This is a genomic window from Agromyces agglutinans (assembly GCF_009647605.1).
GTDB lineage: Bacteria > Actinomycetota > Actinomycetes > Actinomycetales > Microbacteriaceae > Agromyces > Agromyces agglutinans.
The window spans coordinates 128,058-147,811 of record NZ_WJIF01000002.1 but is presented as its reverse complement, the minus strand read 5'-3'; the positions used below and the strand labels follow the sequence as shown (position 1 = coordinate 147,811).

The 19,754-nt window shown below is 71.6% G+C and carries 17 protein-coding genes; 7 read left to right on the top strand and 10 right to left on the bottom strand.

What is annotated here, in order from left to right; all coding sequences use genetic code 11:
* Nucleotides 1-199: 199 nt before the first annotated feature.
* On the top strand, nucleotides 200-916 hold the full coding sequence (locus tag GE115_RS03880; protein WP_153683494.1) for an IclR family transcriptional regulator: 717 nt from the start codon (nucleotides 200-202) through the stop codon (nucleotides 914-916).
* Nucleotides 917-962: 46 nt separating this feature from the next.
* Here the strand turns inward: GE115_RS03880 and GE115_RS03875 are convergent, their stop codons facing one another.
* Nucleotides 963-2,918 (bottom strand): FAD-binding monooxygenase, encoded by a 1,956-nt coding sequence (locus GE115_RS03875; RefSeq protein ID WP_312854875.1) that lies wholly within the window; start codon nucleotides 2,916-2,918, stop codon nucleotides 963-965.
* A gap of 259 nt (nucleotides 2,919-3,177) precedes the next feature.
* Here GE115_RS03875 and GE115_RS03870 point away from each other — a divergent pair, with 259 nt between their 5' ends.
* Nucleotides 3,178-3,957, top strand: a complete 780-nt coding sequence (locus GE115_RS03870) for a hypothetical protein (protein WP_153683493.1) — start codon at nucleotides 3,178-3,180, stop codon at nucleotides 3,955-3,957.
* A gap of 77 nt (nucleotides 3,958-4,034) precedes the next feature.
* A complete protein-coding gene (locus tag GE115_RS03865; protein ID WP_172979684.1) occupies nucleotides 4,035-5,375 on the top strand; it encodes a phytase in 1,341 nt (446 codons plus the stop codon).
* Nucleotides 5,376-5,452: 77 nt separating this feature from the next.
* On the opposite strand, the gene GE115_RS03860 is transcribed toward GE115_RS03865, so the two are convergent.
* The 4 genes from GE115_RS03860 to GE115_RS03845 form a co-directional block, all read right to left on the bottom strand.
* Complete coding sequence (locus GE115_RS03860) at nucleotides 5,453-5,875, bottom strand: PPOX class F420-dependent oxidoreductase (RefSeq protein WP_153683491.1); 423 nt, start codon at nucleotides 5,873-5,875, stop codon at nucleotides 5,453-5,455.
* A gap of 30 nt (nucleotides 5,876-5,905) precedes the next feature.
* A complete protein-coding gene (locus tag GE115_RS03855) occupies nucleotides 5,906-6,262 on the bottom strand; it encodes a DUF3054 domain-containing protein (protein WP_376765696.1) in 357 nt (118 codons plus the stop codon).
* An 80-nt stretch (nucleotides 6,263-6,342) separates the two neighbouring features.
* Nucleotides 6,343-7,218, bottom strand: coding sequence for a helix-turn-helix transcriptional regulator (locus GE115_RS03850; RefSeq protein WP_153683490.1), 876 nt, complete (start codon nucleotides 7,216-7,218; stop codon nucleotides 6,343-6,345).
* A 25-nt stretch (nucleotides 7,219-7,243) separates the two neighbouring features.
* Entirely contained in the window at nucleotides 7,244-8,263 is a 1,020-nt protein-coding gene (locus GE115_RS03845; protein ID WP_216648745.1) for a zinc-dependent alcohol dehydrogenase family protein, read from the bottom strand.
* A 148-nt stretch (nucleotides 8,264-8,411) separates the two neighbouring features.
* Here GE115_RS03845 and GE115_RS03840 point away from each other — a divergent pair, with 148 nt between their 5' ends.
* The 3 genes from GE115_RS03840 (at nucleotide 8,412) to GE115_RS03830 (ending at nucleotide 12,659) form a co-directional block, all read left to right on the top strand.
* A complete protein-coding gene (locus GE115_RS03840; protein ID WP_153683489.1) occupies nucleotides 8,412-9,221 on the top strand; it encodes a hypothetical protein in 810 nt (269 codons plus the stop codon).
* Between the two features lie 55 nt (nucleotides 9,222-9,276).
* On the top strand, nucleotides 9,277-9,633 hold the full coding sequence (locus GE115_RS03835; protein WP_153683488.1) for a nuclear transport factor 2 family protein: 357 nt from the start codon (nucleotides 9,277-9,279) through the stop codon (nucleotides 9,631-9,633).
* 257 nt (nucleotides 9,634-9,890) lie between these two features.
* Complete coding sequence (locus GE115_RS03830) at nucleotides 9,891-12,659, top strand: helix-turn-helix transcriptional regulator (protein WP_216648744.1); 2,769 nt, start codon at nucleotides 9,891-9,893, stop codon at nucleotides 12,657-12,659.
* A 22-nt stretch (nucleotides 12,660-12,681) separates the two neighbouring features.
* Here the strand turns inward: GE115_RS03830 and GE115_RS03825 are convergent, their stop codons facing one another.
* The 4 genes from GE115_RS03825 to GE115_RS03810 form a co-directional block, all read right to left on the bottom strand.
* The gene (locus GE115_RS03825; RefSeq protein ID WP_153683487.1) at nucleotides 12,682-13,641 is read right to left on the bottom strand and encodes an alpha/beta fold hydrolase; all 960 of its coding nucleotides are present in this window, start codon (nucleotides 13,639-13,641) and stop codon (nucleotides 12,682-12,684) included.
* Between the two features lie 132 nt (nucleotides 13,642-13,773).
* Entirely contained in the window at nucleotides 13,774-14,652 is an 879-nt protein-coding gene (locus GE115_RS03820) for an alpha/beta hydrolase (protein ID WP_153683486.1), read from the bottom strand.
* A complete protein-coding gene (locus GE115_RS03815) occupies nucleotides 14,649-15,488 on the bottom strand; it encodes an alpha/beta fold hydrolase (RefSeq protein WP_153683485.1) in 840 nt (279 codons plus the stop codon). Before GE115_RS03815 ends, GE115_RS03820 begins: the two co-directional genes overlap by 4 nt.
* Before the next feature lie 113 nt (nucleotides 15,489-15,601).
* Entirely contained in the window at nucleotides 15,602-18,349 is a 2,748-nt protein-coding gene (locus GE115_RS03810; protein WP_172979682.1) for a helix-turn-helix transcriptional regulator, read from the bottom strand.
* Nucleotides 18,350-18,508: 159 nt separating this feature from the next.
* On the opposite strand from GE115_RS03810, the gene GE115_RS03805 reads away from it, so the two are divergent.
* Nucleotides 18,509-19,123 (top strand): TetR family transcriptional regulator, encoded by a 615-nt coding sequence (locus GE115_RS03805; RefSeq protein WP_153683483.1) that lies wholly within the window; start codon nucleotides 18,509-18,511, stop codon nucleotides 19,121-19,123.
* A gap of 33 nt (nucleotides 19,124-19,156) precedes the next feature.
* On the opposite strand, the gene GE115_RS03800 is transcribed toward GE115_RS03805, so the two are convergent.
* The gene (locus GE115_RS03800) at nucleotides 19,157-19,735 is read right to left on the bottom strand and encodes a DUF2867 domain-containing protein (protein WP_246190566.1); all 579 of its coding nucleotides are present in this window, start codon (nucleotides 19,733-19,735) and stop codon (nucleotides 19,157-19,159) included.
* Between the last annotated feature and the right edge of the window lie 19 nt (nucleotides 19,736-19,754).

Sequence of the window (19,754 nt, the reverse complement as noted above, 5' to 3'; positions counted from 1 at the left end):
GCATCTCGATCACTGTAGGGGCCGAACGGTACGAAGCGAGCCGGATACCGCCGTTTCGGGCCGCAAGAATCGCGGTTCTTTCGCGCAGCGAAACGGTCGCGGTGCCGTCGGCGCCAGCGCGCGCGGCCGGCACGCCGCCGAAACGGTGCCGGGCGACGGACCCGTTCGCATTCCGGTCGCGGCGTTCTACTATCGGGCAATGACCTCCGCCACGCCGACCGCCGGCTCGCAGACGCTGAGCCGCGGCATCCGCGTGCTCGAGATCCTGGCCGCCGACGATCGCGACCTGTCGATCGACGAGATCGCGGCGCGGCTCGGCGTGCACCGTTCGGTCGCGTACCGTCTGCTGCGCACGCTCGAGGACCACGGCCTCGTGCGACGGGATGCCTCGGGCCGCGTCGGGCTGGGAACGGGACTCGCGGCCCTCGCCGCCGGGGTGGCGCGCGACCTGCAGCAGGTCGCGCTGCCCGAACTCAACGAGGTGGCCAATGAGCTCGGCATGACGTGCCTCGTCGCCGTGCTGGCCGACGCCGACGCGGGGGAGGCCGTGACCTTAGTCAGCGCCTCGCCGCGCCGCAGCGCCGCGGTGGTGTCGTACCGGCCGGGGCACCGGCATCCGATCACGCGCGGTGGGCCGGGCAAGGCGATCCTCGCGGCGCTGCCCGAGCGCGCGTGGCCGACCGACGTGTCGGAGGACCTGCGCGTGGAGATCGCCGAGAGCCGCGACCGCGGGTACACGCACAGCCACGACGAGGTCGTACCGTCCCTGCGCTCGGTCGCCGTGCCCCTCAGCCTGCCCGGGCATCCGCCCGCGGCGATCGCCGTGATCCACGTGTCGTTCCCGATCGCCGAGGAGGAGATCGCCGCACGGCTGCGGTCGGCCGCCGACGCGATCCGCCGCGCCTACGGCGCGTGATGCGACCCCCGGCGGTCGAGTAGCGAAGCGTATCGAGACCCCGGCGTCAGGCCGGCAGCATCACACCCTCGAAGAAGGCGGCGAGCTCGTCGGTCGCCTCGAGCGGCAGCACGTGCGCGACGTACTGGTCGGGACGAACGACGACGACGGTGCCCTCGCGTGAGATGCCGCGCTCCTCGAAGATGTCGGTCGGGCACCACGCGCTCGGCGCCGCTGCGAACACCTTCTCCCAGTCCATGAGGTCCAGCGGCCCGGTCTTCGGCCGGAACACCTCGGGCACGCGCATGAGGTCCACGTCCTCATGCCGCTGCTGGTAGATCACCTTGACGTCGAACACGGCGTCGACATCCACGCCGGCCGGCGTGAACCGGGAGAGCGGCGAGTCGGGCGCCGCCATGCGCTCGGCCCACGACGACAGGGCGGATGCCTCGCCCGCGGCCGGAGCGTCGGCGAACGCGTAGATGCGCCAGCGGCCGTCGGCCCTGGCGTGGTGGCCGAGGTGCACGACGTTGCCGTCGCACACGAACGACACCTCGGAGGACTTGAATCGCTTGCCGATCGGGAAGCCCGACGCGAGGTGCTGGTGCGTCGCGTCGCCGACGATCATCGAGGGGCCGTACTGCGTCATGAACCCGGAGGGGAACTCGGCGGTGCCCAGGTAGTAGTTCGCGAGCTCCTGCGGGTCGGAGATCTCGTCGGGCTTGCGCGCCATGAGCGACGACCACTCGCGATCGAAGTCGATGAGCTGCTGCGCGACCGGCTGGCGTTCGGCCGAGTAGGTCGAGAGCAGGCGGGCCGAAGCCCGGCCCGTGACCACCGCGCCCAGCTTCCAGCCGAGGTTGAAGCCGTCCTGCATCGAGACGTTCATGCCCTGCCCGGCCTTCGCACTGTGCGTGTGGCACGCGTCGCCCGCGAGGAACACCCGCGGCGAGGCATCCGCCCCGTCGCCGGTCTCCGTCTCGGCGCGGTCGTCGAAGTGGTCGGTGACCCGATGCCCGACCTCGTAGACGCTGTGCCAGGCGACCTCGCGAACGTCGATCGAGTACGGATGCAGGATGTCGTTGGCCTTGGCGATGATCGTCTCGATCGGCGTCTTGCGCACTTCGCGGTGGCTCTCCGCCGACACCTCGCCGAGGTCGATGTACATGCGGCACAGGTATCCACCCTCCCGGGGGATGTGCAGGATGTTGCCCGCCGCCGAGTTGATCGCGCACTTCGTGCGCCAGTCGGGGAAGTCGGTGTTGACGAGGACGTCCATGACGCCCCACGCGTGGGCGGAGAACCCGCCGACGTGGCTTCGGCCGATCGCCTCACGCACGCCGCTGCGGGCACCGTCGCATCCCACGACGTACTTGGCGCGCACCGTGCGCTCCTCGCCCGCGCGCTCGCCCGCCGTGGAGCGGAGCCGCACCTCGACCGGGTAGTCGCCGGAGCCGGCTTGGGGCGAGCCGGCTTCGGGCGAGCCGGCCTCGGGCGAGCCCGGCTCATGCACGGTCAGGCCGACGAACTCCACGCCGTAGTCGGGCACGATGCGGCCGGGGCCGTGCAGCGCGGCCTCGGCGAAGTAGTCGAGCACCCTCGCCTGGTTCACGATGAGGTGGGGGAACTCGCTGATCTTGAAGCCGTAGTCCTCGGTGCGCGTCGTGCGCATGATCTTCTGCGGGTCGTCGGGGTCGGGGCCCCAGAAGTTCATGTAGCCGATGTTGTAGGCCTCGGCGGTGATGCGCTCGGCGAAGCCGAACGCCTGGAACGTCTCGACGCTGCGGGGCTGGATGCCGTCGGCCTGGCCGAGCACGAGCCGCCCGTCGCGGCGCTCGACGACGCGGGTCACGACGTCGGGGTACTGCGAGAGCTGGGCGGCGAGCAGCATGCCCGCGGGGCCCGAGCCGACGATGAGCACGTCGACCTCGTCGGGCAGGTCGGTGGGGCGGTCGCGGCCGATGCCCGCGGCGGGCTGCACGCGCGGGTCGCCCGAGACGTACCCGTGGTGGTGGAACTGCACCGTGTCTCCTCACCTCGTCGTGCGGTTGCGCGTGGGGCTGTGGCTCACCGTGTTCTATATACGAACATGGGATTCTCATATCGCGCATCTGCATGGTAGAGCGACGTGCCGTGCGTCGCAACCGGCGTTCCTCCGCCGCGTCGGCGGCCCGCGCGCACCGCGCCACCCAACGCGGTTTCGATGGCCGGACGCGGCCTCGATTCGCATCACGCCCTTGCCGCTCGCCGCCGACCGTTGCAGGCTGTCGGGAGGAGGCGGGGTGGACGCGAGCGAGAGCCCGATCCGCGACCTGCAGCGGATCGCCTACGGCGCGGACTCGGACGACGCCGAACGGGCGAGGGCGGTCGACGAGCTGGCAGCGCTCGCTGCGCACGGCGTCGGGCGGCAGCGGAACGCGAGCAGCGCACCGGTCGGCAGCGCATCGGATGCCTCCGGCCGAGCCCCGTCCGGGGACGAGACGGATCCCGGGCCCGGGCTCGGGCCCAGGGCCGGGCTCCGGCGGGGGCCGGCAACCGAGCCGGGGGCCGTCCCCGATACGACCGACTCCGGTCGCCGCAGCACGGATCGCCGGCGCATCGCCAGGTGGGCGGCGGCGGCGGCGAGCACCGGCCTCGTGGCCGGGGCACTCCTCGGATGGACGGCGGCGCAGCGCTTCGCGCCGGAGGCGGGGACGCCGCTCGAGGAGACCGACATCCTCGTGCTCATCGAGCAGCTGCCGGTGGCGGCGGAGGCGGCCCGCGTGACGCGGCTCGCCGCCGTGGAGGGTGGCATCGACGAGGCATCCGTGCGCCTGCTCGCGAGCCGGCTCGACGGACCCGCGGCGTACGTCGCGCGCACCTCGGATGGCGAGGACGTCTGCCTCGTGCTGCTGCTGCCCGGCAGTGCGTCGCGGAGCGAGTGCACCCAGGACGGGCGGCTGCCCCTGCCCGGGCTGCGCGTGCCCTACCCGACCGAGGCCGAGGGCACGGATGGACTCGCCGTCGCCCGGCTCGACGCGACCGGCAGGATCGCGCTCGGCGTGACTCCGTCGGCGGAATAGCGTCGCGCCGACAGTGTTCCACCGGCGTTCACCGCGACGTCGACCCGAGTTCGGCCGCCTCCGCGATGGTCGCCGACATGACTCGAATCATGCACGGTGCCGTCGCGGCATCGATCGTCGTCCTCCTCGCCGGGGCCTCGTCCGCCGCGCAGGCCGCCCCGAACCGACCGGGCGACGGCCCGGCCGTCGTCACCACCGACAACGAGACGCCGGTGCTCTACGACGACGACGAGGGCGGGAACGCCACCGGCGACGACCCGGCGATCTGGGTGGGTGCCGAGGGCACCGACTCGTCGCTCGTCATCGTCACCGCGAAGGAGGGCGGGCTCCGGGTCTACGACCTCGACTCGACCGAGGTGCAGTCCCTGCCCGCGACCGTCGCGCCGCGCGCCGACGGCGCAGCCGGGCGGTACAACAACGTCGACATCGCCTACGGCGTCGAGTTCGGCGGCCGCACGGTCGACGTGGCGGTCGTCTCCGACCGGTACAACGACCAGCTGCGCTTCTTCGCGATCGACCCGGCCGGGGCGTCGGCACAGACACCGCTGGTCGAGGTGACCGCGGCCGAGCAGCCGTTCCTGTTCAGCCCCGACCGTGAGGTGGTCGACGAGGGCCACACCGCATACGGGCTCGCCGTGTGGCAGACCGCGGAGGCCGACTACGCCGTCGTCACGCAGGAGGGCGCGACCACCCTCGCGACCGCGCGCCTCGTCGACGTCGGCGGCGCGCTCGGCTACGCCGACGTCTCGACGATCGAGATGCCCGCCTCGTTCCCGCTGCCCGACGGCAGTGTCTGGACGCCGTGCGAGGAGCCAGGAGTCGGGCCGCATCTCGAGGGGCTCACCGTCGACCAGCGCACGGGCGTGCTCTACGCGGGTCAGGAGGATGTCGGGCTCTGGCGGATCGCCCTGCCGTTCGGGTCGACCGAGCCCGAGCTCATCGACCGCGTACGGGACTTCGGCATCCATGACGCGTACGACCCCGAGACCGAGGAGTGCACCCCGATCGACCCCGCCGATCAGGGGTACGGCGGCACCGCGCTCGAGGCCGACGCCGAGGGCGTCGACCTCTACTACGGCCCCGGCGCGACGGGATACCTCATCGTCTCGAGCCAGGGCGACGACACCTTCGCGGTCTACCAGCGACAGGGCCGGAACGCGCTCGTCGGCACGTTCCGCGTCGACGGCGTGGACGGCGCCGATGAGATCAACGGCTCCGACGGCCTCGCGGTGACCAACCGCCCGGTGGGCGACTACCGACAGGGCCTGTTCGTCACGCACGACGAACCCGAGACCGGTACCGGCGTCGACTCCGAGCGCGATGCCACGAACTTCTCGTACGTCGGGTGGGAGGACATCGCGCGGGCCTTGCGCCTGAAGGTCGACACGTCGGCGGGGAACGACCCGCGGTTCCGCTAGGAGGTCAGCGGCCCGGTCGGGCGCGCCGCGTCGAACGCCGCACGCGCATACGGCGTTCGGTGCGGCGGCCGGCGCGATCAGGCCGCGCCGGCGCGGAACTGCGGCGACCCGAGCACACGCTCGACGGTGAGTTCGAGCACGACGCGCTCGGGGTTCACGCGCGGCGCCCGGTAGCGCGCGGTGTAGAGCTCCACGGCGAGCGCGACCGACTCGGCGTCGTCGAGGATGCGCGCGGGGCCCTCGAAGCTGAGCCACCGCATGCCGTCGACCGTGTTGACGCTCGCGCGACCCGTGCGCTCGACGTTGAGGAACTTCTGCGTGCCTCGCGACCCGATCACGCGCACGATGCCGTCGCGGTACGTGATGCCGACCGGCACGGCGTGCACACGGCCGTCCTTCCCGATGGTCGAGAGGGTGGCGAGGTGGTACTCGGCGAGGAAGGCGAGCGCGGCGTCGGTGATCACCCCACCAGCCTGCCAGCTGCCGGCTGAACGCTTCATCGACGTGGATGCCTCATCGACGTGGATGCCTCATCGCCGCCGCCGCGCGACGAGCGCGGCGATCGCCCGCCAGCCGACCAGCGCCGCGAACAGCACGACGGTCGCGACGATCACGAACGGGAGCGCCGTCCCCTGCCCGGAGACCGCGCGCAGCAGCATCCCGACGACGATCGTCGCCGCCCAGACGCCGAGCCCCGTGCGCAGCGGTGCCGCCGGCGCGCGCCAGGCGCGCGTGGCGAGCCATCCGATCACGAGCCCTCCGAGGAACGGCCACGCCGTCTGCCAGAGCCCGGCGAGCGCGTCCTCGCCGTGCGTCGCGCGGCCGGTCGCGGCGAACGCGGTCACGAGCGCGGCATCCAGCAGGATGGCGCCGACCAGGTGGCTGATCGGCGGGCGAACGGATGCCTCGCCGGAGGTCTCGGGTGGTGCGGAGGTCACCGGTCCAGCCTACGGACGACGGCACGACCTCACGGCGCCGTCGGGTGCTCGTCCTCCTGGTTCGCCGCCCAGCTGGCGAGCAGCACGAGCCCGTCGGCCGCGGCCGTTCCGGGTTCCGCGGTGTAGGTGCCGATCGAGAGCCCCGGCTCCCCGGGCATCTCGAAGACGTCGTACTGGAGTTCGAGCGGCCCGATCGCGGGATGCCGGTAGACCTTCGTGCCGGTGCGGTGCTCATGCACGTCCTGCTCCGCCCAGTGCCGCCGGAACGTGGGGCTGCGGGTCGAGAGCTCGCCGATCAGCGCCGTCAACTCGCCGTTGAGGGGGTCGCGCCCGGCCTCGTAGCGCAGCATCGCCGCGGTCAGGCTGCACGCGAGGGGCCAGTCGGCGTAGTAGTCGGGCGCGCGCGAGTCGAGGAAGATGAACCGGGCGAAGTTGGGCTGGTCGGCCTCGAAGTGCGGAGCGAAGAGCGCACGACCGAGGGTGTTCGCGCCCACGAGATCCTGCCGGGCGTCGTACACCACGGCAGGAACGGTCAGGTTGTCGAGGACGCGTTGCACCGACGCGCGCACCGCGCGGGTGGACGCCGGCCGGCCTGTCGCCGCCCTGTCGCGCGGAATGCCCGTGGCGGGCTTCGCCCGCGCGAGGTCGAAGAGGTGGGCGCGTTCGACGTCGTCGAGTTGCAGGGCACCCGCGATCGCTTCGAGCACGCTCTCGGATGCCCCGTGGATGCGGCCGCGCTCGAGACGCGTGTAGTACTCGAGGCTCACGCCGGCGAGCAGGGCGACCTCCTCACGGCGCAGGCCCGGCACCCGGCGTTCGCCGCCGCCGGGCAGCCCGGCCCGCTCGGGCGTCACGTTCGCCCGCCGGGACATCAGGAACTCGCGCACGTCGTCGTTCGTGCTCATGGCTTCACCGTACGTCGATCGGCCGTCACAGCGTGAGCAGGACCTTCGTGGCCCGGCGCTCGTCCATCGCCCGGTACGCCTCAGCCGCCTCCTCGAGCGGGAGGGTGAGGTCGAAGACCCTGCCTGGGTCGATCTCGCGCCGCCAGATCAGGTCGATCAGGTCGGGTAGGAATCGACGCACCGGCGCAGGCCCGCCGAGCGTGTGGATCCCGGCGAAGAACAACTCGATGCCAGGGATCGTCACGTCGTAGTTCACGCCGACGTAGCCCAGGTGCCCGCCGCCGCGCGTGGCGCCGACGGCCTGCATGAAGGACTCCTGGGTACCGACGGCTTCGACGACCGAGTGCGCGCCCAGCCCGTTCGTCAGCTCCTTGATCTTCGCGACGCCCGCGTCGCCGCGCTCCTCCACGATGTCGGTCGCGCCGTAGTAGCGGGCGAGCGCCTGCCGTTCGGGGTGACGGGACATCGCGATGATGCGGTCTGCGCCGAGCTGCTTCGCGGCGAGGACCGCCATCAGCCCGACCGCGCCGTCGCCGACCACCGCCACCGTCTTGCCCGGACCCGCCTGGGCGGCGACCGCCGCGAACCATCCGGTTCCGAGTACGTCGGATGCCGCGAGCAGCGACGGGATCAGCTCGGGGCCGGGATGCCCCGGCGTCGCCACCAGCGTGCCGTCGGCGTACGGGATCCGCGCCTTCTCGGCCTGGGTGCCGATCTGCGCGACGAACTCGGCGTGCACGCACTTCGACTGGAAGCCCGCGCGGCAGATCTCGCACGTGTTGTCGGAGATCACGAACGAGCCGACGACGAAGTCGCCGACCTTCACGTTCTTCACGTCGGCCCCGATCTCCTCGACCACGCCGACGTACTCGTGGCCCATGACCTGGTGGTCGGCGGGCTCGACCCCGCGATACGGCCACAGGTCCGAACCGCAGACGCACGTCGCCGTCAGGCGGATGATCGCGTCGGTCGGCTCGATGATCCGCGGGTCGTCACGGTCCTCGACCCTGACGTCGCCGGCGCTGTACATCACCACTCCACGCATGGATGCCTCCTCGAATGACTGCGGGCGCGTTCGCGCCCACGAACCATTGAACGGGTCGGCCGCGAGGAGTGGCAGGCCCTGTCAGGGCCCCTCAGGCGCCGGTGCAGCCTACGGAGCACCAACCGACGGCATGCGATAGACAGGTGCGATGACCGGCGATGCCGCACGCGGTGACTCCTGGAACCTCCATGGCCTGCTCGACTCGTTGCCCGAAGGGCCCGCGGCCGACGCGGTCGCGGCGGTGCTCGACCGCGTGGTCGGATCGGAGTCATCCGAAGACGACGCGCCGGCTTCCGAAGAGCTCCTCGCCGGCTCGTGCGCACCGTTCACCGACACGATCTGGTACCTCGACGCTCCCTTCGACGACGTCGCCGCGGCTGCCGAAGCGTGGCTCACGGAACTCGGTGGCCGCAGCTTCACCTCGCTCGACGGCCCGTTGCCCACCCTCCTCCACGCGCTGGAACCGTTCGCGATCCCGTCGTGGAAGCAACTCCTCGTTCCCACGAGGTCGAACTGGACCGCGCTCTTCAGCCAGGGGTCGGACCTGGGCACCCACATGGTCATCGGGCGCCGACTCGGCTGCCGGAGCCTCAGGACGAACGTCTCGCCGCACATCGTGCGTGACGGCTCGGTGGTCGCCTTCGGCGATCGCGCGTTCTGGTTGAGTGAACCGGATGGCTCCTCTCGCAACATCCAGGCTTCGTTCCAGTCGCGCTGGCAGTGGCACGTCTCGGGGAGCCCGCTGCCCTTCGAGGATCTGAACGCGTACGCCGCGAAGCGCATCCCGGATCGGTTCGACCTCTCGCGATTGAACTCGTACTGTCGCGAGCTCGGCATCCGACGGAACGAACCCGAGTTCTACCTGCCTCACGGCCTGCTCATCGAGGAGGACACCACCGGTTGGTCGGGCCGTCCCAGGATGATTCCGAGCGACCAATGGCGCGCGTCGAATCGCTGATCGCGGTGACGCGCCGACGGTTGACCGGCCGTGGCATCCGGGGTGGGATGAACGCATGACGAATACCGGAGCGGCCTGGTTGGAGCGGTACGTGCGCGCGTGGGAGACGAACGACCCGGCGGACATCGCCGAGGTGTTCAGCGAGGACGCGGTCTACGACTACCGGCCCGACGGGTCGGACTCGGTCACCGGGCGAGACGCGATCGCCGCGGACTGGGCGGCCGAGGGAGACGAACCCGGCACGTGGACGTTCGAGGGGAGCGTGCTCACCGAGTCACCGGGCCTGGTCGTGGTCCAGGGCATCACCAGGTACCCCGGGCATGCCGACTACGACAACCTCTGGGTCGTCCGCCTCGACGACGACGGCCGCGCCACGCGATTCACCGAGTGGTGCACGGAGCGCGCGGGCTGATCGGTTGATCGACCGGCCGCCGGTGCACGGGTGGCCGCCTGCTCTTGTCGGAGGCGACCCGCGGCGATACACTCCGGACGTTGTCGAGGCTCCTTCACGTTTTCCCCGGCTGTGACGCGCCGAACCGGTCGACTTCCCGAACGCATTCCTCACCGCGAGCGCGCCGTCGCCCGCACACCGACACGCACCGGCAGCCGGTGCCGGGGCCTCCGGGAGGCCGAGATGTCCGCCTCATCCAGGCTCGCGACCCCTGACTCGTGACGCTCCACGACGACGACGTCCTTCTGGGGCGATCCCGAGAGCGGCAGGCGCTGGACCGACTGCTGGCCGAGGCCCGCGATGGCCGCGGTGCCGTCGCCGTCGTTCGCGGGGAAGCCGGCGTCGGCAAGACCGCATTGCTCCGGTATTGCGCTCACGAGGCCCGCGACCTGCAGATCCACCGCACGTCGGGCGTCGAGTCCGAGATGCAGTTGCCGTTCGCCTCGCTGCATCAGCTGTGCCGGCCGCTGCTCGGTCACCTCGAGTCGATCCCGCACCCGCAGCGCATCGCCCTCAGCGTCGCGCTCGGCCTCATCGACGGGGCGTCACCCGACCCGTTCCTCGTCTCGTTGGCGGCACTCAGCCTGCTCTCGGAGGTCGCCGCAGCGCAGCCCATGCTGTGCCTCATCGACGACGCCCAGTGGCTCGACAGCGCCTCCGGGCAGGCGCTGGCGTTCGTCGCGAGGCGACTGCTCGCCGACTCGGTGGCGATGGTCTTCGCCGTCCGCGAGCCGACCACGCATCGGGAGCTCGCGGGCCTGCCGGAACTGCAACTGCAGGGCCTCGACGAGGACGATGCCCGGGTCCTGCTCGAAATGGTCATCCCCGGCCGGTTCGACCCCGACATCCGCAACCGGCTCCTCGCCGAGACACGGGGGAACCCCCTCGCCCTCCTGGAGTTGCCGAACCGATTGGACTCGACGCAACTGCCGGGCGTGTTCGGGCTCCGAGACGGGCAGGAGCTCCCGCGGCGGATCGAGGAGGCATTCCGGCTGCGGCTCCTCGCGCTCTCCCGCGAGGCCCGGCTCCTGCTCCTGCTCGCGGCTGCCGAGCCGGCGGACGACCCCCACCTGTTGTGGCGGGCCGCGGAACGGCTCGGGATACCGTACTCGGCCGCCGAGGCCACTGAGGCCGAGGGACTGCTCGCCATCGACCGGGGCGTGCGGTTCCGGCATCCACTGGTCCGCTCGGCGGTCTACGGTGCGGCCACCGCCCACGACCGCCGTTCGGTGCATCTCGCCCTCGCCGAGGCGACGGACCCTCGGATCGACCCCGACCGGCGCGCCTGGCACCTCGCGGCAGCGGCCATCGGCCCCGACGAAGCCATCGCCCTCGAGCTGGAGCGTTCGGCCGGTCGCGCTCGAGCCCGCGGCGGCCTCTCCGCAGCGGCGGCATTCCTGCGACGGTCCGCACTCCTCACGAGCAACTCCGATCGGCGCGTGGGGCGCGCCCTCGCTGCGGCCCAGGCGAGCCTGCACGCCGGCGAGTTCGAGTCCGCATTGCACGTCCTGTCGACCGTCGACGCCGCGGCGCCCGACGAACTGCAGGCGGCGCGAGTCGACCTGCTCCGCGCGCAGGTCATCTCGGCGTCCGGAGCGGTCGATGCCGCGCCGGCCTTGCTGCTCGCCGCGGCGGAACGGCTGGAACCGCTCGATCCGGTGCTGGCCCGCGAGTCGTACCTCGACGCGTGGGGTGCCGCCCTGTTCGCGGGGAAGCTCGCCAACGCCGACATGCGCGAGGTGTCACGGGTCGTCCGCGATCGGGCGGATCCGAATGAAGGGTCGCTCGCCGCCGACCTGCTCCTCGACGGCATGTCGACGCTGATGACGGACGGCCGCGCGGCAGCCGCGCCGATCCTGCGTCGGGGGATCGCGGCCTTCCTGGCCGAGGACCTCTCCCTCGACAAGGGGATGCGATGGAGTGTCATCGCATCCTGCGCCGCCGTCGAGGTGTGGGACTTCGAGAGTTGGGACGCGGTGATCACCCGGCAGATGCAGCTCGCGCGCGACGCCGGGGCGCTGGCACCTCTGGCCTTCGGGCTGAACGGGAAAGCCATCACCGTCGCCTGGACCGGTGACTTCGCAGCGACCGCGCGCGTGGACGCGGAGGCGGACGCGGTCACGCAGGCGACCGGAAGCCGGGTCGCACCATTCGGAGGAATGTTGTTCGCTGCCCTTCGAGGCCGCGCGACGGATGCGTTCGAGCTGCTCGACCGGACGGTGCAGAACTCCGGCGCGGCGGGCGCCGGTTTCGCGCTGCAGTGGGTGAACTGGACCACGGCGATGCTCTGCAACGGCCTCGGCCGATACGAGGACGCGCTGTCGGCCGCGCAACGGGCGTGGGACGACTGGCCCGACTGGTACGTCTCGATCCTGGCGTCGGCGGAGCTCGTCGAGGCTGCAGCACGGCTCGGTCGCCCGCACCTCGGTGCCGAGCCGCTCACCCGTCTCGTGGAAAGTGCACGCGTCGGTGCGTCGGATTGGGCGCTCGGGATCGCCGAGCGGTGCACGGCGTTGTTGATCGAAGACGGCGAGGCCGAGGCCCACTACCAGGCCGCGATCGGGCATCTCGCGGCGACCCCCTTGCGCCCCGAGCTCGCACGCGCCCATCTCGTGTACGGGGAGTGGCTCCGGCGCGAGAAACGTCGACTGGACGCCCGTGGACAGCTTCGGGTCGCGCACTCGATGCTGGCCGAGATGGGCGCCGAGGGATTCGCCGAGCGCGCTCGGCACGAGCTGTCGGCCACCGGCGCCAAGGTTCGCCGGCGTGTCGACGCGAACCACGATGAGCTCACCCCGCAGGAGGCGCACGTCGCCCGATTGGCCGCTGATGGCGGCACCAACATCGAGATCGGCACCGAGCTCTACCTGAGCCCGCGCACGGTCGAGTGGCACCTGAAGAAGGTGTACCTCAAGCTCGGCATCACGTCGCGGAGGGCGCTCCGCGCCGCGCTCCTGGCGCGAGAGCCCGGTCGGGCCGCGCGCTAGTCCGCGCCGCGGAGCGCGCCCCTCACCCGATTCCCACCTGGCTCAGGGGCGCGACCGGCACCAGGAATCCGGTCAGGAGCTCCGCCAGCGCTTCCGGCGCCTGCTCGGCCACCCAGTGCCCGGCGCCCTCGACTACCGCGGCCTGCACATCGGATGCCGTCGGCTCCATCCCCTCTGCGACGTGCGCGCCCCAACTCTGCGCACCGCCGATGGCGAGCACCGGCATCTGCAGCGGGCGCTTCGCGCGCTCCTGGTTCTGCGCCATCGTGGCATCCCATTCGCGGTAGAAGCCCAATCCGCCGCGCAGCGCGCGCTCGTCCAGGAAGTTGCGGATGTAGTACTCGATGACCTGCTGCGGCAGCGCCGGCCCACCCTGGATGGCGAACTCGTAGCCGAAGAAGATGTCCTCGCGTCCGCGGATGAGCTGCTCCGCCACCTTGCCCGCCCGGTTGAACGGGATGTGCCAGAGCTTGTCGTTGAGGGGCTGGGGCACGAACAGCGGCGGCGCGGGCACCGCCCCCGGCGCTCCGGGGATCTCGGCCACGACGAGCCGTTCCACCCGGTCCGGGAAGTCCGCGGCGAGCGCGTAGCTGATGACCATGCCCGTGTCGTGGCCGACCACTCCGAAGCGGTCGTGGCCGAGGGCATCCATGAGCGCCGCGAGGTCACGCGCGAGCGTGCCGGCGTCGTATCCGTCCTCGGGCTTGCCCGTCAGTCCCATGCCGCGTTGGTCGACGGCGATGACGGTGTGGGTACGGGCCAGGGTCGGCATGACGAACCGCCAGGCGTACCAGGACTCCGGCCAGCCGTGCACCAGCAGGAGCGGCGGGCCGTCACCGCCGATGACGACGTGCTGGCCCAGTCCGCCCGCGTCGACGAGGCGACTGTGGAACGTCGTGGTGAAACCAGCCGGGAGGTCGGGCGCAGCCGCGACGCTTCCGGGTCCGTCGGGGGCGTCGAATTCGTGGAGATGCGAGGTCATGATCGGTCCTTTCTCGCGGAAGCCGACGCGGTGCCGACCTCCCTCCTCAGGCTCGCCGCTCGCTCCGTTCCGCGAACCCGTCAGACCCACTGGTCTTCGAGTACTCTCCTGACCGGGGGCCGTCGTCGAGGGTCAGGCGGTGGCGGATGCCACGACAGGGCGGGCGTGCTGCAGCGCCCACTCGAGCGCGTAGTCGGCGACCTCTTCCCAGCCGGGCTCGGCGCAGATCCAGTGCGAGCGACCGGGGAACTCGTGGTACTCGGTCAGGGCGGGCGACTTCGCGTAGTGCTTCGCGTTCGACTTGTTGACCGAGGGCGGCATGATGTGGTCCTTCTCGCCGCCGATGAACAGCAGCGGCGCCCGGTCGACCGCGTAGTCGACCCAGGTCTCCTGCTTGCCGGGCTTGAAGTTCGCGATCAGCCCGTACGACCACACCCAGTTCGCGGGAGCGGGGATGGCGTACTGCTGCCACACCGCATCGGAGTCCTCGCGAGAGAGCGTGTTGGCGAACGCGTAGTGGAACTCCTCGGGCGTGAAGCCGACGGCCTTGTGCCGGTTCGCCGGGTTCTTCAGGGCGGGGAACAGCGACTTGACCTGCGAGAGCGGGTTCACGCGGACGCCTTCGGTCGGTGCCGAGTCCACCACGACGGCGGATGCCCCGAGCCCGCGTGCGAGCAGCAGCTGCGTGAGCGTGCCGCCGAAGGAGTGGCCCATGATGATCGGCGGTTTGGGCAGCGCCTCGATCCGGGCGGCGAGGTGGTCGACGGTCTCGGGCACGGTGAGCTTCGCGATGATGTCGGGGTTCTCGCGCAGGGCCTCGACCTCGATCTCGAATCCCGGGTAGCCGGGCACGAGCACCGTGTAGCCCTTCGCCTCGAAGTGCGCCTTCCAGCCCTCCCAGCTGCGCGGCGTCATCCAGAGGCCGTGCACGAGCACGATCGTGTCGGGTGCGTCGGGAGCGTCCGGGGTGTCGGCGTTCACGGTGTTCTCGGGGTTCTCGGTGTCGGTCATGGTCGGTCTCCTCCTTCGTCGATGAACGCGAGGATGTCGGCGTGGAGCCGCTCGCGATCGGTATCCGGCAGTCCGTGCGCGCCGCCCTCGTAGACGAGGAGCCGCGCATCAGGGACGATCTCGGCCGACAAGCGGCCGCTGATCGGGAACGGCACGATCTGGTCGTCGTCCCCGTGGATGACCAGGGTCGGCACGTCGATCGCCGCGAGGTCTGGCCGGAAGTCGGTCGCCGAGAATGCGGCGATGCACTCGTAGGCGTTGCGGGTGCCCGAGGCGAGCCCTTGCAGCCAGAAGGCGTCGCGCGTGCCCTGCGGCACCGCGCCCGTGCGGTTATTGCCGAAGAACGGGCCGTCGGCCAGGTCGCGGTACAGCTGCGAGCGGTTGTGCGCCTCGCCGGCACGGATCGCGTCGAACGTCTCGATGGGCAGGCCGCCAGGGTTGTCGTCGGTCCGCACCATGAGCGGCGGCACCGCTGAGACGAGGATGACTCGTGCCACCCGGGACGTGCCGTGCCGGGCGACGTACCGCGTGATCTCGCCGCCGCCGGTGGAGTGGCCGACGAGGGTGACGTCGGTGAGATCGAGGTGATTGATCAGGCAGGCGAGGTCGTCGGCGTAGGTGTCCATCTCGTTGCCGTTCCACGTCTGGGTCGACCTGCCGTGGCCGCGGCGGTCGTGCGCGATGGCGCGGTGACCGTGCTCCGCGAGGAAGCGCGCGGCGGCCTCCCAGGCATCGGAGTTCAACGGCCAGCCGTGGCTGAGCAGCACGGGTGTCCCGTCGGTGCCCCAGTCCTTGTAGAAGATCTGCGCGCCGTCATCGGCGGTGACGTGGGGCATGGGCGCCTCCCGAGTTCGGTGGTGGTGGACGCCATGCTTCCGCGCGGCTGCGCGGAGCGCACCACGTGGTGCTCGTAGTCGGGAGTGGACGGAGGGCGACGTGCCCTGCCCTGCTACAGCGATCCGAACCGCTCCGAGGCATCCGCCAGCTGGCGACGCGACGAGAGGCCGAGCTTCCGGAACACCTTGCGCAGGTGATAGTCGACCGTGTTGGTGCTGATGAAGAGGGTGGCGCCGATCTCGGGGTTGGTGGCGCCCTGCGCGGCCAGTCGTGCCACGAGCGACTCCTGGGCGGTCAGCACCGCTTCGGGGCGTTCCGTGAGCTCGGCGGTCTCGCCGGTCGCCTCGAGTTCGCGGCGCGCGCGTTCGGCGAACGCCGGGGCGCCCGCCTGCTCGAAGAGCTCCCACGCGCGATGCAGCTGTTCTCGCGCGTCCCGGCGCCGACGCATCCGCCGCAGCCATTCGCCGTAGAGCAGTCGTGCACGACCGCGCTCGCCGGTCATCTCGGTGAGGTCGAGGCTCCCGATCGAAGCCAGGTAGTGCTGCTCGGCTCCCGCGTCGTCGGCCAGGAGCGCGGTGCAGCGCTCATCCATGCCTCGCGCCCATGGGCTCCCGGAGGCATCGGCGAACGCGCGCATCCGCGTGGCGGCCTCGACCGCCTCGTCGCGGTGGCGGCTGCGCGCGGCGGCCTCGACGAACTCGGGGATCTGGTGGAAGCCCGCCTGCAGGAACGGCAGGTCCACCAGGTCGCGCAGGCGGTCGTACGCCTGCTGGTAGCGCCCCTCGGCGACCTCGCGGATGGCGAGCGCGGCGGTCGCCATCCGCGAGACGCCGCCCCAGCCCGCGGCGGCCACTGCGGCTCCGATCTGCTCGACCGTCTCGGTCGGCGTGCCGGCCCAGGCCAGCTGCGCGGGGTTGGCGACCTGCTCCTCGCCGTAGCCCACGACCCGCCGCAGCTCGGCAGCCTGCTCGAGGTACGCTCCTGAGCGCCGCGGGTCGGCTCGGGTCAGCTCGACCGCGCTGAGCACCCAGAGCAGGGCGTCCAGCTCGCGGATCGCGCCCGCCGCTCGGGCGACGGCCGCCGTTCGCTCCAACAGGCGCGCGGCGAGGTCTGCGTCCCAGAGCCCGACCGTCGGGCTGACCGCGATGAAGCTGAACTCGATCAGCGCGGGGTCGTCGAGACCCTCGAGCATGGCGACGGCGGCACGCAACTGCGGCACGGCGACCGCATACGGCTCGAGGATGAAGTCGCTCAGTGCGCGCAGCGCGACCGCGCGCGGACCCTCTGCCACCCTCGATCCGGACCGGAGCCGGGTGCCGAGCTGCTCGAGGGTGAGCCGATCCATCTCGTGTTCGGTCGTCTGCGCGAAGTTGTACGCCTGCAGCAGCGCGCGCTGCTCCAACTCGGGCACCCGGTCGTGGAACGCGTCCGCGGCTTCGACGAGGAGCGCCGCGCCGATGCGGATGACCGCGGGGTCGGCGAGGAAGAGGCCGCACATCGCCCGCACGAACAACAGCCGTCCGCGCGTGACGACGTCGACCGCGTCCTCGTCGATCCGGTGCAGCAATTCCAGCGCGAGTCGCGCCGCCCCCGCCCCGATCGCCGCTTCGGCGGCGGTCACCAGCAGGATGCCGCGCGCCGACGGCGTGGGACTGAGATCGGCTGCCCGCGCGAGCAGTCGCGCGCGGGAGGCGAGGCCGCCGCGCGTGCCGGCGCGGTCGGCGAGGCCGACGAGCTCGTCGACGACGGACTGGTCGGCGTCGACCGCCGCGGCCGCCGCGTGCCAGGCGCTGAAGTCCTCCATGCCCTGCGCCGCCGTCGCGCGACGGAGCGCCCCGTGCACCTCGCGTCGGTCGGCGTCGGTCGCGGCGTTGTACACCGCCGAGCGAACGAGCGGATGCCGGAACCGCACGCCCTCGCGGATCTCCACGAGCTGCACGGCCTCCACCTCGGCGGATGCCGAATCGGGCAACCCCAACGCCGCCGCGGCGGCACGGATGATCCGCAGGTCACCGGCCGACTCGGCGGCGGCGATCAGGAGCCAACGACGCGCCTCGGGTGAGGCGCCGGACACACGCGCGAGGTAGTGTGCCTCGAGCCTGCGGCCGATCGGTGCCGGCGAGCCGGCGATCGCGGTCGAGGTCAGGCGATCGGGGTCGCCGACCGCGGCCATCTCGCTCAGCGCGAGCGGGTTGCCGCCCGTCTGCGCGACGATCTCGGCGACCACGCCGGGATCGAGTGGCCGGTTCATCGTGGAGTGGACGAGTTGCGAAGCATCCGACTCGGCCAACCCGGCCAACGGGAGCTCGGCCACACCCGCCAGCGCCGTGGAGACGATCTCGTCGCCGCGGGCGGCGAACACCAGCGCCACGGACTCGGCGGAGAGCCGCCGTGCGACGAATCCGAGCACCTCGAGCGACTCGGCGTCGAGGTGCTGGGCGTCGTCGACCAGCACGAGCAGCGGCCCCTCTTGCGCGCGACGCGCGAGCAGGGTCAGGGCGGCCAGGCCGACCAGGGCCCGCTCGGGAGCCCGGCCTTCGGCGAGGCCGGTCGCCACGAGGACCGCTTGCCGCTGCCGGTCGGGCAGCTCGTCGACCTGGTCGGCGAGCGGGCGGCCGAGCCGCTGCAGCGCGCCGTAGGCGAAGCGCGACTCGACCTCGAAGCCGGTGAGCGCGAGGATCGTGACACCCTGGCTCTCGGCGGCGAGCTCGGCGAGCAGCGTGCTCTTGCCGATGCCGGCCTCACCGCGAACGAGCACCGCGCCTCCGACGCCGTTGCGTGCAGCGCTCACCAGCGCGCGCAGTCGGTGCAACTCGTCGGATCGCCCGAGGAAGGGCGCGGCACCTGCGTCAGCGATCACCGTCGCTCCTTCCCGGAAGAAAGCTATCGAGCACAGGGCGGCCGGCGCTACGACGAATTCGTCGGAGTTGACAACGAATCTCCCGATCGGCGCCAGCCGAACATACGTACACCGATGTTCGTATACTCCGAGGATGCGGAAGCGCGCGGGAGGCCCGGCATGAGCGACTCGACGGAGCGTCGGACGCAGGCCGACCGGCGCGCGAAGACGCGGGAGTCGGTGCTGTCGGCGGCCGCACGGGGGCTGTCCAAGTTCGGGTACGCGAGCTTGGCCCTGGAGCACGTAGCCAGGGATGCCGGGTACACCCGGGGAGCCGTGTACCACCAGTTCGCCAACAAGGAGGTGCTCGTCCTCTCCGTGGTGGAGTGGGTGAGCGAGACCTGGGACGAGGCCGTGCGCCGGCCCGCTCTCGCCGAAGGGGATCCGCTGGTCTCGCTGATCGCGATGGCGCGAGGCCACGCCCACTACTGCCGCCGATCGCCCGGCGCGAGCGTCATGCTCACCCTGCGGGTCGAGTTCACCGGCCAGGATCATCCGATCGGCCGTGCGCTCGAGGAGATCTACGGTCGACTCGAGACGGAGTGCGCCGGGCTCATCGACGCCGGTCGCCGCACTGGCACGATCCCCGCTGGCCCACCCGCGCGCCTGACCGCGGCCACGTACCTCACCGTCCTGGAATCGGTCGGGATCGAGTTGCAGCATGAAGCCCCGCACGATGTCGAGCTCCTCGAGCGCGCGGTGCGGGGCATCCTGGGCGTCGCACCCGTGCCGTAGGCGACGTCGCACCCGACCGGCCGCCGGCGGCGCTCAGAGCAGGTGGCCTCCGCGCGTGGCGATCCGCCGGAACTCGTCGTCCCGCACCCGAGTCGCGATCTCCTCCACCTGGCGACTGCGCTGCACCGTCGCGTGCGACGATCGACCGGGGTCCAGCCGATCGGCCGCGTGCCGAAGCATCCGGCGCACGATCATCGAATGCACGAGACGAACGGGTACCAGGTACAGCCACCCGAGCGCGTTGTGCACCTGCACGAACGTGACCACGTCCACCGTGCCGTGGGCACAGCGGACCGAAGCTCGGAAGTCGAGGTGCCGATCATCGCTGCCCAGGAGTACCTCCTGCTCGCTCTGCGCCAGGACGCGGAACGTGTCCTCCGTAACGGGTCGCAGCCCGACCAGCGCCACGAGCCGGTCGCGGATCGCGAGTCCTGAGACCACCCATGTGGGCGGCGTGTGGAACAGCAGGCGTGTCCATTCGGCGGGATCGGCGCTCGCGCGGCTCGTCACGGGCTGGCGTTGCCGACTGCTCCAGTCGTTCCGGATTCGAGCTCCGGCGAGGAGCGCCGTCGGCGAGGCCTCGGCCGAGTAGGCGCGTGGGCGGGGCAGCATCATCATGCCGGTTCTCCCG

Bases quoted from the DNA above. Each gene is read 5' to 3' on its own strand.
- GE115_RS03850 (WP_153683490.1), bottom strand. From the start codon at position 7,218: ATGAGCACGAACGACGACGTGCGCGAGTTCCTGATGTCCCGGCGGGCG.
- GE115_RS03860 (WP_153683491.1), bottom strand. From the start codon at position 5,875: ATGAAGCGTTCAGCCGGCAGCTGGCAGGCTGGTGGGGTGATCACCGAC.
- GE115_RS03845 (WP_216648745.1), bottom strand. From the start codon at position 8,263: ATGCGTGGAGTGGTGATGTACAGCGCCGGCGACGTCAGGGTCGAGGAC.
- GE115_RS03835 (WP_153683488.1), top strand. From the start codon at position 9,277: ATGACGAATACCGGAGCGGCCTGGTTGGAGCGGTACGTGCGCGCGTGG.
- GE115_RS03825 (WP_153683487.1), bottom strand. From the start codon at position 13,641: ATGACCTCGCATCTCCACGAATTCGACGCCCCCGACGGACCCGGAAGC.
- GE115_RS03820 (WP_153683486.1), bottom strand. From the start codon at position 14,652: ATGACCGACACCGAGAACCCCGAGAACACCGTGAACGCCGACACCCCG.
- GE115_RS03880 (WP_153683494.1), top strand. From the start codon at position 200: ATGACCTCCGCCACGCCGACCGCCGGCTCGCAGACGCTGAGCCGCGGC.
- GE115_RS03865 (WP_172979684.1), top strand. From the start codon at position 4,035: ATGACTCGAATCATGCACGGTGCCGTCGCGGCATCGATCGTCGTCCTC.
- GE115_RS03815 (WP_153683485.1), bottom strand. From the start codon at position 15,488: ATGCCCCACGTCACCGCCGATGACGGCGCGCAGATCTTCTACAAGGAC.
- GE115_RS03805 (WP_153683483.1), top strand. From the start codon at position 18,509: ATGAGCGACTCGACGGAGCGTCGGACGCAGGCCGACCGGCGCGCGAAG.
- GE115_RS03840 (WP_153683489.1), top strand. From the start codon at position 8,412: ATGACCGGCGATGCCGCACGCGGTGACTCCTGGAACCTCCATGGCCTG.
- GE115_RS03800 (WP_246190566.1), bottom strand. From the start codon at position 19,735: ATGCTGCCCCGCCCACGCGCCTACTCGGCCGAGGCCTCGCCGACGGCG.